Genomic DNA, 14,166 nt, shown 5'->3' with positions numbered 1-14,166 from the left:
GCGGACTAGGATTTCACGCTCACCACAGGTGAGGCACCACTCCGGATTACGCGCTCATTTTCAAATGAGGCACCTCGTACCCACCGACGTTTACTGTTCGGACTTTGCTTTGGCCACCGAGATCATCGATCAAATCAAGTTGCGCAGCAAGACGGTTGTTACGCCGAGAGTCCGTACTCCATTCGAAATAAGTTCGCGAAATCTTCGATTTCGCTCCATCCGGTTCCACAACCGATACCGAAAAAAATAGAGTGTTCTTAGAGTGCACCTGCGTGGGAATCGTTATAATTCCAACCTTTGACGCACCATACTGATATAACCGTTATTTATGACACTGCTGCAGCTGAAATACATCGTCAAAATCGTCGAATGCGGGTCCATGAACGAGGCTTCGCACGCCCTGTACGTCTCCCAGCCGGCGCTGAGCTCCTCCGTGAAGGAACTGGAGAACGAGCTGGGCATCGAGATCTTCACCCGCTCCTCGCAGGGCATCGCCCTGACCGTGGACGGCGCCGAGTTCCTGACCTACGCCCGCCAAGTGCTCGACCAGGCCGACCTGCTCGAGGAGCGCTACAAGCACGCCAAGCCGCGCAAGCAGCTGTGCCAAGTCTCCACCCAGCACTACATGTTCGCCGTCGAGGCGTTCGTGGAGATGATCAACTCCATCAAGTCCGACGAATACGAGTTCACCATTCGCGAGACCCGCACGCGCGACATCATCAACCAGGTTGCCAACATGCAGTCCGAAATCGGCATCATCTACCTGTCCGATTTCAACAAGGACGTGATCGGCAAGCTCCTGCGCGAGAAGCACCTCGAATTCCATCCGCTCTTCCGCGCCCCGCTGCACGTATTCATCTCTCGCAACAACCCGCTGGCTTCCAAGAAGGTTGTGACCATGGAGGATCTGAAACCCTACCCGTTCATCCAGTACGAGCAGGGTGAAGAAGGCTCCTTCTACTTCTACGAAGAGGCGGTCTGGCCGGAGTATTCCCCCAAGCAAATCAACGTGACCGACCGCGCCACGATCCTCAACTTCATCATCGGCCTCAACGGTTACACAGTCTGCACCGGCATCGACAACGGCGACCTCAACAACGAGAAGATTGTCACGGTCCCGCTCGACACCGACGAGACGATGCTGGTGGGCTGGATTACCAACGAGCGCGCCAAACTGTCCAAGGCGGCCGAAACCTACCTCACCAAGCTCAAGTCCGTGGTGGCCGACCACGGCTATAAGCTCATCGACTGACAGTCATACGCGGAGACGAGTAAGTGGGTAAGACAGCTCCCATCGGGAGTTGTCTTACCCACTTTCATATGAATTCGCGTCATAATCACACCCCGCCCTGCGCGGTGCCGTCTCCAACCGTCACTATGTATGCGTCTCAACGAAGGTGCCGCGTACTTAATGTCGTTTCAAGCAGCGAAACCGTCACTATGTATGCGGCGCTCTCGTCGAACCGCATACATAGTGACGGTTTCATCGAACATGGATTCGGCAAACGTCTCAAACCGCGCTCATGCATGACGGCCGGCAACACACGGCGGAATCGGGCCCCTGCTGCCATTCCCGTATGAACCGCGTTACGTCGCCTAGAACTGCTTGCTCATCGCATCAGCACCGTAACGGCCGTATTCGCTGCCACCGCTGGTCGCGGTCACACCCCAGTAGGTGGGCATCAGCTTCGACCCGGCCGGGTTGAAATCGTCGAAGATGCTGAGAGCGCAATCGGCGTTAGGCTCGCAGGTCGTCTCGCTTTCGCCCATCGCATACGCCGAGTGCAGCACGTTGCCGTCGCCATCCAGCGCCTGGAAATACACGTTGAACGAGGAATACGCCTGTTGCGTGTTGTTGTGCACGGTTATCGGCGTCTCGTAATACAGGTAGCTCTGCGTGGGATCCCCGATCGCGGTTACGGTCAGTGCCGGTTCCTTGTTCTGCTGCTGCGCCTGCTTGACCTCATCCACGACATTGCCGTATTTCTCGCGATCCTGCTTCGCCTGATCGATGGTGGCTTTGGCCTGTTTGATCTGCTTCTGACGGTTGGCCACATCCTGCTCGGATTCCATCAGGTCCACATTGGCCCACTTGAGGTTCTGGCTTGCCTTCTGGTATTGCGGCGTGTCCTTGACTATCACGGACTGACCGCCGAGACGGTAGGCGATGACGCCGGTTCCCGCAAGCACAAGCACGCAGACCACGATTCCAGCCGTTTTGGCTGCCACGGCAAGCGGGCCCTTGGCGGCATCCCAACGTGCGCGTTCGTCAGCGCTGGCCTTTCCGGAAGCCACTCGCGTAATCATTCCCGCAGCCTGTCCGAGACTGGTGAATGCTTTGTCCAACAGCAGGAATACCCGGTCGCCTATGGTCATGTTCTCATTGGTGGGAACCGAGGTGTTCAGCGGCCCTTGATGAGTGAACAGCCGCTGTAGTTCTGGTTCATGATTCCCGGCGTCATGCCGGCCGGGCCCCTTGCCGTGCTCGATATGCTCGGCGTGTTCGTCACGCTGATGCCCGGTCTGTTCATCGTGTTCGTCACGCTGATGCCCGGTCTGTTCGTCGTGTTCGTCGCTCATGGGATCACCACCGTCTTGACGTCCTTGCCGAATTCGTGACTGTCGGTCGTCTTGTCGGAGCCGCCGTCACCACTGGTGTTGGGGATGCTCATGTAGTATCCGGTCGGCTTCAACGTGGCGCCGGAGAATCCTTCGTCCTGAATCATACCCTCGCACACTGCGGTTTTGCCGGGGTAGAGCACCACGTAATCCACGTACGCGGAGGCACCGTTCTTCAGCACCTTGCCGTCCGCGCCGATGATGTCCATGCGCAGGCTGATGTCGTAGATCACATGCCCCGAGGTGTTGCGTACCGTGATCTGCGGGTACAGGTACTTGGTCAGGCCGGATTGCGCGCCGTATTCTTCGTAGAACGTGTCCGGTTTGAGTGTGATGGATTCGATGGTCAGCGGTTCGGCCCCCACCGCCGTGTTGCCGCCGTACTGGCTGAAAGCCTTCTTGTCGTCCTCGATTTGCTTTTCGGCTTTGGCTGCCTGTTCGCGCAAGTCGTCGCGCTGAGTGGTCAGTTCCTCAGTCTTCTTGCGGTTGCTCGCGACCTGTTCCTCGACTTTGGCTGCCTTCGCCTCCACGTCCAGATAAGCCTGATCTTTTGTGGGGTTTTCGGTGAACCGACCCACAGCGAAAGCACCGGCAAACACCAATACGGCAGCAACAATCACCGCGATGGCGATGCGGACAATATCCTTCCGGCGGCCGCCCGGTTTGCCCGACGTTTCTCCCCCATCCATCGGCACTTGGGCCCGCGCATCATCACTCATACTTCCACTGTAGTGAGCCGGTACCGCGGTCTACAGCGAAGTCACCCAATGTTCATCTTGACATCGCCGAATACGCCGCCGAAGCCATTGACGCCCTATACCGGCATCAAATCGACGGATAGTACCGGTTCGGATCCACCTTGTCGGCAAGCTCGCGAACTTCCTTGGCGTTTTGCCGGTCCAACGTACCGCCTTTCGCCAGCTTGTCCGCACGCGAATCGAGATAATGCTGTGTGCCGGCGAAATACCCCAACGCCATAACAGCCACTGCAATAACAGACACCATCATGTCCATGGCCGATGCTCCTTCCATGCAGGTTCCGTTGCATTCGACTTCATAGTAGGCCCGATAACGAAGAAACGCCCCTTGGTTTGCAAGGAGCGTTTCTTCGTTATCGATGAATTCGAATTAGTTAGGCGTGATTTGCCCTATCAGGCGCCGTACTGCTCGAGGTACGCCTCGGCGCGCTGCTTGATGTCCTGGTCGAGCAGCGGAGTGCCGTCGGACTTCTTCATCTTGGCGGCGGCGTCGAAGATCTCACGCACGTTGGCGATGGCGAGCACCGGGAAGCCGAACTCCTGCTCCACGGCCTTGACGGCGGACAAATCTGAATCCTTGGTCTTCTCCATGCGGTCCACGGAGAGCACCAGGCCTACGACCTCGACGTTGGCCTCGGCCTTGAGCTTGGGGATCACCTCGCGCACGGCGGTGCCGGCGGTCATCACGTCGTCCACAAGCAGCACCTTCATGCCGTCGGTGAGCGGGGTGCCGACCATCCAGCCGCCGTCGCCGTGATCCTTCTTCTCCTTGCGATCGAAGGTGTAGCCCACGGTCATGTTGTGGCCGGCGGTCAGCGCGATCGCGGTGGAGACGGCCAGCGGGATGCCCTTGTAGGCCGGGCCGAACACGGTGTCGATGTCGCGCGGGATGGTGTTGTGCACGATCGCCTGGCTGATCTTCTCGGCGTAGAAGGCGCCCAAGGTGGCGATCTTCTTGCCGTCGTCGAAGGCGCCGGCGTTGATGAAGTAGGGGCTCTGACGGCCGGACTTCAGGGTGAAGTCGCCGAACTTCAAAGCGTTGGATTCCAACAGGAATTCCGTAAAGCGATGTGCAAGCGTTTCTGCCATAACGTTCTCCTCTGTATTTCTGGCTCCCCTCACCGAGGGATGCCGTCACCGATAGGTGACTGAGGGAGAGTGATCGGCATAGGTCACTCCCCTCAGTCGGCTCCGCCGCCAACTCCCCTCGGTGAGGGGAGCCAGGCAGGTGTTATCGCCAAGTTTTGCCTGCGGCCAGTTTAGCAGCGAGTTCGGGACGTGCGTCGAGCAGGTCGTCCAGTTCGCGGGCGATGCGCAGTGGTGCCACCGGGTCGAAGAGCGCGGCCGCGCCCACTTCCACGGCATTCGCACCGGCGTACAAGTATTCGAGGGCCTTCTCGCCGGAGTCGATGCCGCCGATGCCGATGATCGGGATGTCCGGCAGGGCGGTGCGCGTGCGGTACACGGCCGCGATGCCGATGGGCAGCACAGCCGGGCCTGATACGCCGCCGGTCTTGTTGGCAATGATCGGCTCGCCGGTGCGGATGTCCAGACGCATGCCCAACAACGTGTTAATCATGCTCAAGGCGTCCGCGCCATGCTCCACAGCGGCGCGTGCCGGCACGGTGATGTCGGTGACGTTCGGCGTGAGCTTGACGACCAGCGGCTTATCGGTCATCGGACGCAGCTTGTCCATGAGAGAGGCGAGGGCCACCGGGTCGGTACCCACACTCATGCCGCCGTGGGTCACGTTCGGGCAGCTCACGTTGATTTCCAACATGTCCGCCGTGGAATCGGCGAGCTTGGCGACCACCTGCATGTAGTCGTCGTCGCAGTGGCCGGCCACATTGGCCACCACCAGGGCGCCGGCGGCCTTGAGCTTGGGCAGGTCGTCTTCGAGATAGTGGTCCACACCGGGGTTCTGCAGGCCCACGGCGTTGAGGTTCGAGGCCGGGCCTTCAGCGGTGCGCGGGGACTGGTTGCCTTCCCACGGCACGGGCGAGCAGCCCTTGGTGCTCACCGCGCCGAGCTCGCTGACGTCGTAGAACCAGCGCACGGCGGCGTACTGGAACGTGCCGGAGGCGGTGCCCACGGGGTTCTTCCAGGTCACGCCGGCCACCTTGGTGGGGTGTTTCCACTCGTGAGCCTCGTAGATGTTGATGTGGTTGTCGTTGGCGTTTGTCGTAGCGTTCTCGCTCATGCTCACTCTCCCCATCCGAGCTGTTCGCGGGTGAACACCGGGCCGTCGGTGCAGACTTTGAGTCTGCCGTCCACGGTGTCCACAGTGCACAGCACGCAGGTGCCGTAGCCGCAGCCCATGCGCTGCTCCATGCTGAGCTGTGCCGGGATGCCGCGCTTGGCGGCCCATGCGGCCACGGCCTTCATCATCGGCAACGGGCCGCAGGAGAGAATCACTGGCTTAAGGCCGTCCACGTCAAGGTCGCCGGAGGTCTCCAGCTGGTTCAGCAGGTCCACCACATTGCCTTCGGCGTTGGTGATGCTCCACGAACGGTCGGTGTGGCGGGAAACATACTCCTCGGCGAAGCGTTCGTCGCGGTATCCGATCACGGAAGTGGCCACGGAGCCGGCCAGGGAGGCGATCTTCTGCGCGGCGCAGATCAGCGGGGGCACGCCGAGACCTCCGCCCACGAGGATGTAGTTGGCGTCCTGCTTGAGGTTGAAGCCACGTCCGAGCGGGCCGAGCACGTCCACGGTGTCGCCGGCCTTGAGCTGGGCGAGCTGTTCGGTGCCGTGGCCGATGACGGCGAAGATCACGCTCACCTCATCACCTTCGACCTCGCTCACGCCAAACGGGCGGGGCATGAGCATGAAGTCGTCGTGGGTGAACAGGTTGACGAACTGGGCGGGCTTGGCGTGGGAGGCGATGAACGGGTCACGGAAAGTGAGCCGCATCACACGGTCGGCCAGCGCACGCGCGTCGGTGATCTCGACGGTGTGGCGGGGCGGGAAGAAGCCCGCCGCCTGCGCTTCGGCCACCACGTCATGTGTCGGGGTGAAGGTAGTCATAAGGTTCCTATTCGCGATTGTCGATGTGCTTCGGACCGGCCGGAGAGCCGTGCCGGAGCACATGCTCTACCAGGTCGGGAAATGTCAGCGGTACACGGCCACGCGCAGATTATCGCGCATGTCGAGCGCGGCCTGGCGTGCGCTGTCGGCCACGAGGCCGAGCGCCTCGTCGGCGGTCATGGATTCGGAGTACTTGCCGGTCTTCTTCCAAGCACCAATGATGCCGCGCGAGGAGTTGACGATAGCGCCGGAGCCCTGCTCGTCGAACATGCCGGCCACGTCCTGGGCCGTGCCGCCCTGCGCGCCGTAGCCCGGAACCAGGACGAACGTGGGCGGCAGGCGGGCCCGCAGCGCACGGCCTTCCTCGGGATGGGTGGCGCCCACCACGGCGCCCACGCGGGAGTAGCCGTGCGAGCCGACGGTCTCGGCACCCCAGCCTTCCACGAGGTCGGCTACGTGCTCGTAGACCTTCTTGCCGTCCGCCAGGTCGAGCATCTGCAGCTCGCTGGACGACGGGTTGGAGGTGCGCACAAGCACGAAGATGTCCTTGTCCGCGGCGGCTGCGGCCTCGACGAACGGGGTGATGCCGTCGGTGCCGAGGTACGGGTTCACGGTCACGGCGTCCTCATGCCACGGGTCGAAGGTCTCGCTGCTTTCGCCGCCGGCAACGCCGCTCAGGTGATGGGCGTAGGCTGCCGCGGTGGAACCGATGTCGCCGCGCTTGACGTCGCCGAGCACGTACAGACCCTGCTGGGCCGCGTATTCGCAGGTCATCGTGTACACGTCCACGCCGGCCGGGCCGAGCGCTTCGTACATGGCGATTTGCGGCTTGACGGCGGGGACGATGTCGGCAATCGCGTCGATGATGGTGCGGTTGAATTCGAAGTACGCCACAGCCAGTTGGGCGGCGGGCAGTTCTTCAGGGGATTCCACCGAATCACGCACCTCGTCGGCGAAGCTGGCCACCACTTGCGGGGGCACCAGCGCTTCGGTGGGGTCAAGGCCCACGACGGACGGGTTCTGGGTGTTTTCGATTGCTTCGATCAGGCGGTCCATCGAAGTCCTTTCGTTCTTTTTCGGGGTTCCCCTCAGCCAGCCTCGCTGCCATCTCCGCTGAGAGAAAGGAAGCCGGAATAGAGTACCTCGGCTCCCTCTCTCTGAGGGGATGGCAAGCGGAACTTGACTAAGGGGCAGTTACCTTACGTACGAATGTGTTACAGCCGGCTGAACATGAACTGCGAGCCGATGATGGTGGCGAGCGGGCGTCCGGTGACCTTCCAGCCGCCGAACGGGGTGTTGCGGGCCTTGGAGTGGAACGCTTCCGGATCCACGGTCCATTCCTCGTCGGTGTTGAGCACCACAAGGTCCACGTTCTCGGAACCTTCCACGCTGCCCAGGTCGAGCAGGCGGTTGACGCCCTCGCGCTTCGTCCCGTCGGCGGAGTGGCCGGCGGCATCGGCCGTCTCCCCCGCAATCACGCCATCCGGGTCATCCCCGGTGGGTGCGGGTTCGGCGAAGTCCTCCACAAGCACGGCGATGTCCGTGGGCTCGTGGCCCATGAGCTCGTCCGGTCCCACGCTCATGAGTTCAATGAGGCGTTCGTCGGAGATGAACCCGCCGTCCACCAGCACCTTGTGGCATACACCATACGCGCATTCGAGGCCGATGATGCCGTTGGGGGCCTTGAGGAAACCAAGTTCCTTCTCCTCCATAGTGTGCGGTGCATGGTCGGTGGCAAGCAGGTCCACGGTGCCATCCGCGATGGCCGCGATGGTGGCCTTGCGGTCGTCCTCGGAACGCAGCGGCGGGTTCATCTTGGCCAGCGTGCCGTATTCGAGCAGCGCTTCGTCGCTCAGGGCGAGGTAGTGCGGCGCGGTCTCGCAGGTGATGGGCAGTCCCTCGGCTTTGGCCTTGCGGATCGCATCGAACGAGATCGCGGTGCTCACGTGCTGGAAGTGCACGTGGATGCCGGTCCTGCGGGCCGCTTCGATGTCGCGGGCCACGATCTTCAGTTCGGTGTCCTCGGGGATGCCGGGCACGCCGAGTTTGCGGGAGACCAGGCCATCATTGACGGCGCCGGTGTCGTGATGCTCGCAGTGCTCGATAAGACACAGGCCGGATGCTTTCGCGTTGGCCAGCACGTCGTCGAGAATCGGCTCGGGTACAGCGGAGCCGTCGTCGCTGATCGCGGTGACGGGGTGCTCGTTCATGGCCGCGGTCTTGGCGTCGTCCTCGAATCCGGGCACGTACCTGAGCCAGTCGGCGGTGTCGCTGGCCTCGCGACCGGCGCGGTCCTTGGATGCGCAGACGCACAGGTCGTAGCGGACCGGCAGCTTGACGTCGTGGGCGGCGTCGTACTGCTGCAGGAAATCGATGACGTTGCCGCATCCGGCGTCCAGCACCTCGCGTGCGCCGGGCTTGTCGGCGGCGGCATCCTCCTCGGTCACGGCCTGACCGTCGAGCGCGGGCAGCGTGTTCGGCATGATGAGCACGTTCGTGTATCCGCCGGACGCGGAGGCGCGGCAACCGGAGACCATGGATTCCTTGTAGGTCTGGCCGGGGTCGCGGAAGTGGACGTGCGGGTCGGCGAAGCCGGGGGCCAGCGTCAGGCCGGTGGCGTCGATGTCGGCGCCATCATGCAAGGCGTCCGTGTCGGCGAAGTAGGCGTCGGCAAGGCCCGGAACCACCAGGTCGATGATCTCGCCGGTGTTCCAGACCTTGATGTTGCGTAGGGTGATGCTCACAGTTTGGCTTCCTCGTCGCAGTAATCGCAACGGTATTCCATGCGCTCGGAGTGCACGAGGTGGAACATCTGCTTGATGCCGGGCTCGGTGGTGGTCACACAGCGCGGGTTGACGCACTTGATCACGCCCACGATGTGCTCGGGCAGGTGCGGCGTCTTCTTCTCCACGATCGTGCCGCCGCGGACCACATCCACGGTGGCCTGGCGGGCCACGAAGCCGAGCACGTCGAGGTCGATGTCCTTGTCGTCCTCGATCTTGATGATGTCCTTCGAGCCGTAGCGCTGGGACGTGGTGTTCATGATGAGCGCAAGCTTGGTCTTGGACGGGTCGATCTTGAGGTATTCGAGCACCTTGAGCGAGGTGCCGGCCGGCACATGGTCGATGATGATGCCGTTGACGATGCTGGTGACTTCCATCAGGCCTGGACCTCCTTGGGGTTGAGCGGTTCGTATCCGGGCAGTTCGTCGCCCACCACGGAGCTTTCGAGCGCCATACGCATGAGCATGCCGTTCTTAACCTGCTCGAAGTAGGCGGCGCGCGGGTCGTCGTCCACTTCCACGGCGATCTCGTTGACGCGCGGCAGCGGGTGGAGCACGGCCATGTCCGGCTTGGCGAGGGAGAGCTTGTCCTCGTCGAGGATGTAGGTGTCCCTCAGGCGCAGGTAGTCGTCCTCGTTGAAGAAACGCTCCTTCTGCACGCGGGTCATGTACAGCACGTCGAGGTCGCCGATCACGGAGGCCAGGTCGCGCACCTCCACGTAGGAGCAGCTCGGGGTGGCGTTGATGCGGTCGATGACGTACTGCGGGGTCTTGAGCTCGTCCGGGCTGATGAGCACGAAACGCACGTTGCCGAAGCGGCACAGGGTCTCGATCAGGGAGTGCACAGTACGGCCAAAGGTCAGGTCGCCACACAGGCCCACGGTCAGGTTCGTGATGCGGCCGAAGCGAGACTGCAGCGTGGCCAGGTCGGCCAGCGTCTGCGTGGGGTGCATATGGCCGCCGTCGCCGGCATTGATCACCGGCACGCTCGCCGCACGGGAGGCCACCAGCGCCGCACCCTCCTTCGGGTGACGGATGGCGACCACGTCCACGTAGTTGGAGACGGTCTTGAGCGTGTCCGAGATGGACTCGCCCTTGGTCACGGAGGCCAGCTGCGCGCCGGCGAAGCCGATGACCTTGCCTCCGAGGCGCAGCATGGCGGTCTCGAAGCTCAGGCGGGTTCGAGTGGAAGGCTCGTAGAACAAGGTGGCGAGCACGCGGCCCTCGCAGGTGTGGGACACCTCTTTGCGATGCGCGTCGATGTACTCGGCCTTATGCAGTAGTTCGAGAATCTGATTGGTAGACAGGTCGTCCAGCGTCACCACGCTCTTGCCGACCATGGGTGTTTCTTCAGACAAGGCTCACCTTTTCGCTCGTTGGTTTCAGGTGGCCACCCTTGTGTGACCTAATCTAACTTACGCCATTTTTCGGACAGCCGCGTTCACCGAGTGTTCACCCTTGATTCCGGGGGTTTCGACGATTCCATCGTGACTCCCCTCTTTGAGAGGAGCTGTCACCGTAGGAGACTGAAAGGAACCTCATGAATCAGACGAAACTCCCCTCAGTCGTCTTCGACGACGGCTCCCCTCGGAGAGGGGAGCCAGAATAACTCACGAGCGGATCGCTCCCCTACCGCTGGGCGCGACGGCGGTTTTCGACGAGTCTCGGGGCGATTACGTGCATGCGCGGGGACGCCGGCTGCTGTGCGGTCTCCTCGATCTGGCCGTAGAAAAGCCGCTGGCATACGTCGCGGCACTTGCGCATGACACCCAACAGGTCGTTCTCGAAATGCTGTCCGCGATGCGCGCCGTAGCCGAGATACACGGCGATGCCGCCGAGCGAGTAGATGTCGTCCGGCAGGATGTCCGCCTGGTTGGCGCGTCCGGACCACAGGTAGTTGCCGTTACGGGCCGCGGTGCATAGCATCCATGCCTTGCGCAGCTGGATGGCGTCCATCGGGCTGATGAGTTTCTTGGCCTCCAGCACGTCCAGTGCCTCCAGGGTGCCGTTAACGCGCAGATCCCGGATATCGCCGGCGTGTTGCAGCTGCATGAGCTGCACGGTCCACTCCACGTCCGAAAGGCCGCCCTTGCCGAGTTTCAGGTGGCGTTCGCGACGCACGCCGCGTGGCAGTCGTTCGGCCTCCATGCGTGCCTTGAGCTTGCGGATGCTTTGCAGCTCGGCATCGGTGAGTTCGACGGTCGGGTAGCGCAGGGGGTCCGCGATGTTGATAAGGAAGTCGCGGGCGAGTTCGGCGTCACCAGCCGCGTAGCGCGCACGCAACAGCGCCTGGCGTTCCCAGGTCGATGCCCAGGATTCGTAGTATTCCTCGCATGAGGCGTACGAGCGCACGATCGGCCCGTTCTTGCCTTCCGGACGCAGGTCGAGATCGAGCTCGATCTTCGGTTCCAACGTGGTCGGCCCCTGCAGAATGGCCCGCAGGTCCTCCACCGTCTTCTTGGCGAAGGCGTTGGCTTGCGCGTCATCGGCGTCGTCGGCGGGACGGTAGATGAGGATGGCGTCCGCGTCGGAGCTGAAGTTCACCTCGCGTCCGCCATAGCGGCCCATGGCGATCACCGCGATGTCCGCCGGCGCGGACGCGACGCCGAACGCCGCGGTCTGGTGACGCACGGCCCAAGTCAACGAGGCATCGATGATGGCATCGTAGACGTCGGTCATGGCTTTCAGACAGGTGGCATCGTCCATCACGCCGCTCATCCAGGCCAATCCGATGCGTTCGATCTCGTGACGGCGCATGGCGCGCACGGAGTTGGCGAATTCGTTGATGCTGGAGCCGAAACGTTCCAGCACCGAATGCGTCTGTACGTCCAGCGCTTCGCGTGTGCGGGCCTTGAGGTCGTCATCGTCGCCAAGCCAGCTGATGGATTCGACCGACTTGTTGAGCGCGTCACCCAGGAACCGGGAGTTGGACAGGATGTGGCACAGGCGCTGCGCCGCCGAAGTGGAGTCGCGTAGGAAGCCGAGGTAGCTGGAGTCCGTGCCGAAGTTCTCCTCCAGCTTGCGCCAGTTGAGCAGGCCCATGTCCGGGTTCTGTCCCTCCCCCAGCCATTGCAGCACGGCGGGCAGGATGATGCGGTTGATCTTGGCCGCGCGGCCCACACCGGCGGTGAGGGCCTGCACGTGGCGGATGGCGGCCTGCGGGTCGCCGAAGCCGATGGACGCGAATCGTTCTTGGGCCACTTCGACGCTCAGGTTGATCTGGTCGTCCTCAAGCTGGGCGTTGACCGGCAGCATCGGACGGTAGTAGATGTCGAGATGGAGGTGACGGACCTCGCGGCGCACATCGTCGTACTTTTCGACGAGCTCCTCCGGATGAAGGCCGAAGGCGCGGGCGAGGCGACGCAGTTCCTGGTTCCGGTTGAGTTCGTCCACGTCGATGTCGCGCTTCTTCTCCAGCCCGCCCACCGAGGCGCGGCCGAGGTCCGGGAACAGGTGCGTGCGCTTCAGCGACCAGATCTGCTGGCGGTGTTCCATCACGCGCTCGAACCGGTAGTCCTTGGACATGCGCACGGCCTGCTTGCGGGAAATGTAGCCGCCTTCGGATAGGCGCTGCAACGAGTCGAGCGTGTTGCTGGTGCGCAGTGATTCGTCGGTACGGCCGTGGACGAGCTGCAACATCTGCACGGTGAATTCCACGTCGCGCAGGCCGCCTCGGCCAAGTTTGATCTCACGGTCCTTCAGGGGCGCGGGGATAAGGTTCTCGACTCGCTGACGCATCTTCTGGCAGTCGTAGACGAAGTTCTTGCGCTTGGAGGCCGTCCAGACGAACGGGCGGGTCATGTCCATGTACGCCTTGCCGAGGTCGGGGTCGCCGGCCACCGGACGGGCCTTGAGCAGGGCTTGGAACTCCCAGTTCTCGGCCCACTGCTCGTAATAGGTCTTGTGCGAGTCGAGTACGCGGACCAGCTGGCCATCCTTGCCTTCGGGGCGCAGCCCGCCGTCGATCTGCCACAACGGCTGTTCAGCGACGCCCATGATGGCGGACTGGCAGACGCGCTGCAGCATGGTGCCCATCTTGGTGCCCACGCGGATGAGCGTCTGATGATCCGTTTCCTTGTCCGCCGGCTCGACCACGTAGATAAGGTCCACGTCGGAGACGTAGTTCAGTTCCTGGGCGCCGAGTTTGCCCATGCCGATGATGGTGAAGCGCACGTGTTCGCTGCCCGGCACTTCGTGGCGGGCGATGGCCAGCGCGCCTTCGAGCGCCGCGTCCGCAAGGTCCGAAAGTTCGCGGCTGATGGTCGGCTGGATGGCGGTGGGGTCGTCCGCCACGGCATCCTGGGCGATGATGGCGGCCAGTTGCTTGCGGTAGCTGGCGCGCAGGGCCGTGGCCGCCTCGGCCAGGTCCTTGGTGGCTACCGGATGGGCCGGCTCGTCCGGGTCGGCGCCCACCGCCCTGAGCAGATGCGCGCGGCGCTGGGCGTGGTTGAACAGGTGGCTGTCGCAGTTGTCCACCGCCGCGGCCTCCACGAGGTCCGGCTTGAAGCGCATGAACTTGCCCATGGCGTCCGAGACGCCGAGCACGGTGACGAGGCGTTTGAGCGCGGCACCGTCCGGCATCACGCGGCTCAGATCACGGCCGCTGGACTGCATGGCGTTGACGATGTCCACGAAGTTGCGCAACGCCACGTCCGGGTCGCAGGCGTGGGACAGCATGCCCAGCAGTTCGGCACGACGCTCATCGGGGATGCCGTCCGCCTTGAGTTGGTCGAACAGCGTGCGGGATTTGTCGAGATCCTGCAGTCCCGCCCGGATGAGGTCCATTGCGCTGGGATTGAACGTCGTCTTTGGTTCCATGGAATTCCAGTTTAACCGTCCGATGGGAGCTTTTCGCGCGAGTCGGGCGGAAATCAGGGAATGCACGCTCCTCGGCTCCCCTTGGCAGGGGAGCTGTCGGCGAAGTCGACTGAAGGGTAGCCGAATGAGCTGCCGGGAGGCAGCGGAAAACACCGTATCGGT

12 protein-coding genes are annotated in these 14,166 nt (G+C 62.7%); 1 reads left to right on the top strand and 11 read right to left on the bottom strand.

From position 1 onward, the window contains the following. Positions 1–328 precede the first annotated feature (328 nt). Entirely contained in the window at positions 329–1,252 is a 924-nt protein-coding gene (locus DF196_RS03700; protein ID WP_109056540.1) for a LysR family transcriptional regulator, read from the top strand. 344 nt (positions 1,253–1,596) lie between these two features. On the opposite strand, the gene DF196_RS03695 is transcribed toward DF196_RS03700, so the two are convergent. The 11 genes from DF196_RS03695 to DF196_RS03645 all read right to left on the bottom strand — a co-directional run bounded on the left by DF196_RS03695 (position 1,597) and on the right by DF196_RS03645 (position 14,004). Next, complete coding sequence (locus tag DF196_RS03695) at positions 1,597–2,580, bottom strand: HlyD family secretion protein (protein WP_109056539.1); 984 nt, start codon at positions 2,578–2,580, stop codon at positions 1,597–1,599. After that, the gene (locus DF196_RS03690) at positions 2,577–3,338 is read right to left on the bottom strand and encodes a hypothetical protein (RefSeq protein ID WP_146194697.1); all 762 of its coding nucleotides are present in this window, start codon (positions 3,336–3,338) and stop codon (positions 2,577–2,579) included. The genes DF196_RS03695 and DF196_RS03690 overlap by 4 nt, the downstream gene beginning before the upstream one ends. Before the next feature lie 106 nt (positions 3,339–3,444). Beyond that, complete coding sequence (locus tag DF196_RS03685; protein ID WP_109056537.1) at positions 3,445–3,633, bottom strand: hypothetical protein; 189 nt, start codon at positions 3,631–3,633, stop codon at positions 3,445–3,447. Positions 3,634–3,770: 137 nt separating this feature from the next. Next, positions 3,771–4,466, bottom strand: a complete 696-nt coding sequence (gene pyrE, locus DF196_RS03680) for an orotate phosphoribosyltransferase (protein ID WP_109056536.1) — start codon at positions 4,464–4,466, stop codon at positions 3,771–3,773. A 142-nt stretch (positions 4,467–4,608) separates the two neighbouring features. Further along, entirely contained in the window at positions 4,609–5,592 is a 984-nt protein-coding gene (locus tag DF196_RS03675) for a dihydroorotate dehydrogenase (protein ID WP_170114966.1), read from the bottom strand. Beyond that, positions 5,580–6,404, bottom strand: coding sequence for a dihydroorotate dehydrogenase electron transfer subunit (locus tag DF196_RS03670; protein WP_109056534.1), 825 nt, complete (start codon positions 6,402–6,404; stop codon positions 5,580–5,582). Before DF196_RS03670 ends, DF196_RS03675 begins: the two co-directional genes overlap by 13 nt. Before the next feature lie 84 nt (positions 6,405–6,488). Then, on the bottom strand, positions 6,489–7,460 hold the full coding sequence (pyrF, locus tag DF196_RS03665) for an orotidine-5'-phosphate decarboxylase (RefSeq protein WP_109056533.1): 972 nt from the start codon (positions 7,458–7,460) through the stop codon (positions 6,489–6,491). Between the two features lie 158 nt (positions 7,461–7,618). Continuing rightward, positions 7,619–9,148: a dihydroorotase gene (locus DF196_RS03660; RefSeq protein ID WP_109056532.1), complete on the bottom strand. Its 1,530-nt coding sequence runs from the start codon at positions 9,146–9,148 to the stop codon at positions 7,619–7,621. Next, positions 9,145–9,564 (bottom strand): aspartate carbamoyltransferase regulatory subunit, encoded by a 420-nt coding sequence (locus DF196_RS03655; RefSeq protein WP_109056531.1) that lies wholly within the window; start codon positions 9,562–9,564, stop codon positions 9,145–9,147. The genes DF196_RS03660 and DF196_RS03655 overlap by 4 nt, the downstream gene beginning before the upstream one ends. Next, complete coding sequence (gene pyrB, locus DF196_RS03650; protein WP_109056530.1) at positions 9,564–10,526, bottom strand: aspartate carbamoyltransferase; 963 nt, start codon at positions 10,524–10,526, stop codon at positions 9,564–9,566. Before pyrB ends, DF196_RS03655 begins: the two co-directional genes overlap by 1 nt. A 289-nt stretch (positions 10,527–10,815) precedes the next feature. Beyond that, positions 10,816–14,004 (bottom strand): bifunctional [glutamine synthetase] adenylyltransferase/[glutamine synthetase]-adenylyl-L-tyrosine phosphorylase, encoded by a 3,189-nt coding sequence (locus tag DF196_RS03645; protein ID WP_109056529.1) that lies wholly within the window; start codon positions 14,002–14,004, stop codon positions 10,816–10,818. Positions 14,005–14,166 lie beyond the last annotated feature (162 nt).

Origin of the sequence: Bifidobacterium callitrichidarum, from assembly GCF_003129905.1 — a bacterium.
Classification (GTDB): Bacteria; Actinomycetota; Actinomycetes; order Actinomycetales; family Bifidobacteriaceae; genus Bifidobacterium; species Bifidobacterium callitrichidarum.
This window is presented reverse-complemented; position numbering and strand designations above follow the sequence as displayed.

Bases quoted from the DNA above. Each gene is read 5' to 3' on its own strand.
- DF196_RS03700 (WP_109056540.1), top strand. From the start codon at position 329: ATGACACTGCTGCAGCTGAAATACATCGTCAAAATCGTCGAATGCGGG.
- DF196_RS03695 (WP_109056539.1), bottom strand. From the start codon at position 2,580: ATGAGCGACGAACACGACGAACAGACCGGGCATCAGCGTGACGAACAC.
- DF196_RS03690 (WP_146194697.1), bottom strand. From the start codon at position 3,338: ATGAGTGATGATGCGCGGGCCCAAGTGCCGATGGATGGGGGAGAAACG.
- DF196_RS03685 (WP_109056537.1), bottom strand. From the start codon at position 3,633: ATGGACATGATGGTGTCTGTTATTGCAGTGGCTGTTATGGCGTTGGGG.
- pyrE (WP_109056536.1), bottom strand. From the start codon at position 4,466: ATGGCAGAAACGCTTGCACATCGCTTTACGGAATTCCTGTTGGAATCC.
- DF196_RS03675 (WP_170114966.1), bottom strand. From the start codon at position 5,592: ATGGGGAGAGTGAGCATGAGCGAGAACGCTACGACAAACGCCAACGAC.
- DF196_RS03670 (WP_109056534.1), bottom strand. From the start codon at position 6,404: ATGACTACCTTCACCCCGACACATGACGTGGTGGCCGAAGCGCAGGCG.
- pyrF (WP_109056533.1), bottom strand. From the start codon at position 7,460: ATGGACCGCCTGATCGAAGCAATCGAAAACACCCAGAACCCGTCCGTC.
- DF196_RS03655 (WP_109056531.1), bottom strand. From the start codon at position 9,564: ATGGAAGTCACCAGCATCGTCAACGGCATCATCATCGACCATGTGCCG.
- pyrB (WP_109056530.1), bottom strand. From the start codon at position 10,526: ATGGTCGGCAAGAGCGTGGTGACGCTGGACGACCTGTCTACCAATCAG.
- DF196_RS03645 (WP_109056529.1), bottom strand. From the start codon at position 14,004: ATGGAACCAAAGACGACGTTCAATCCCAGCGCAATGGACCTCATCCGG.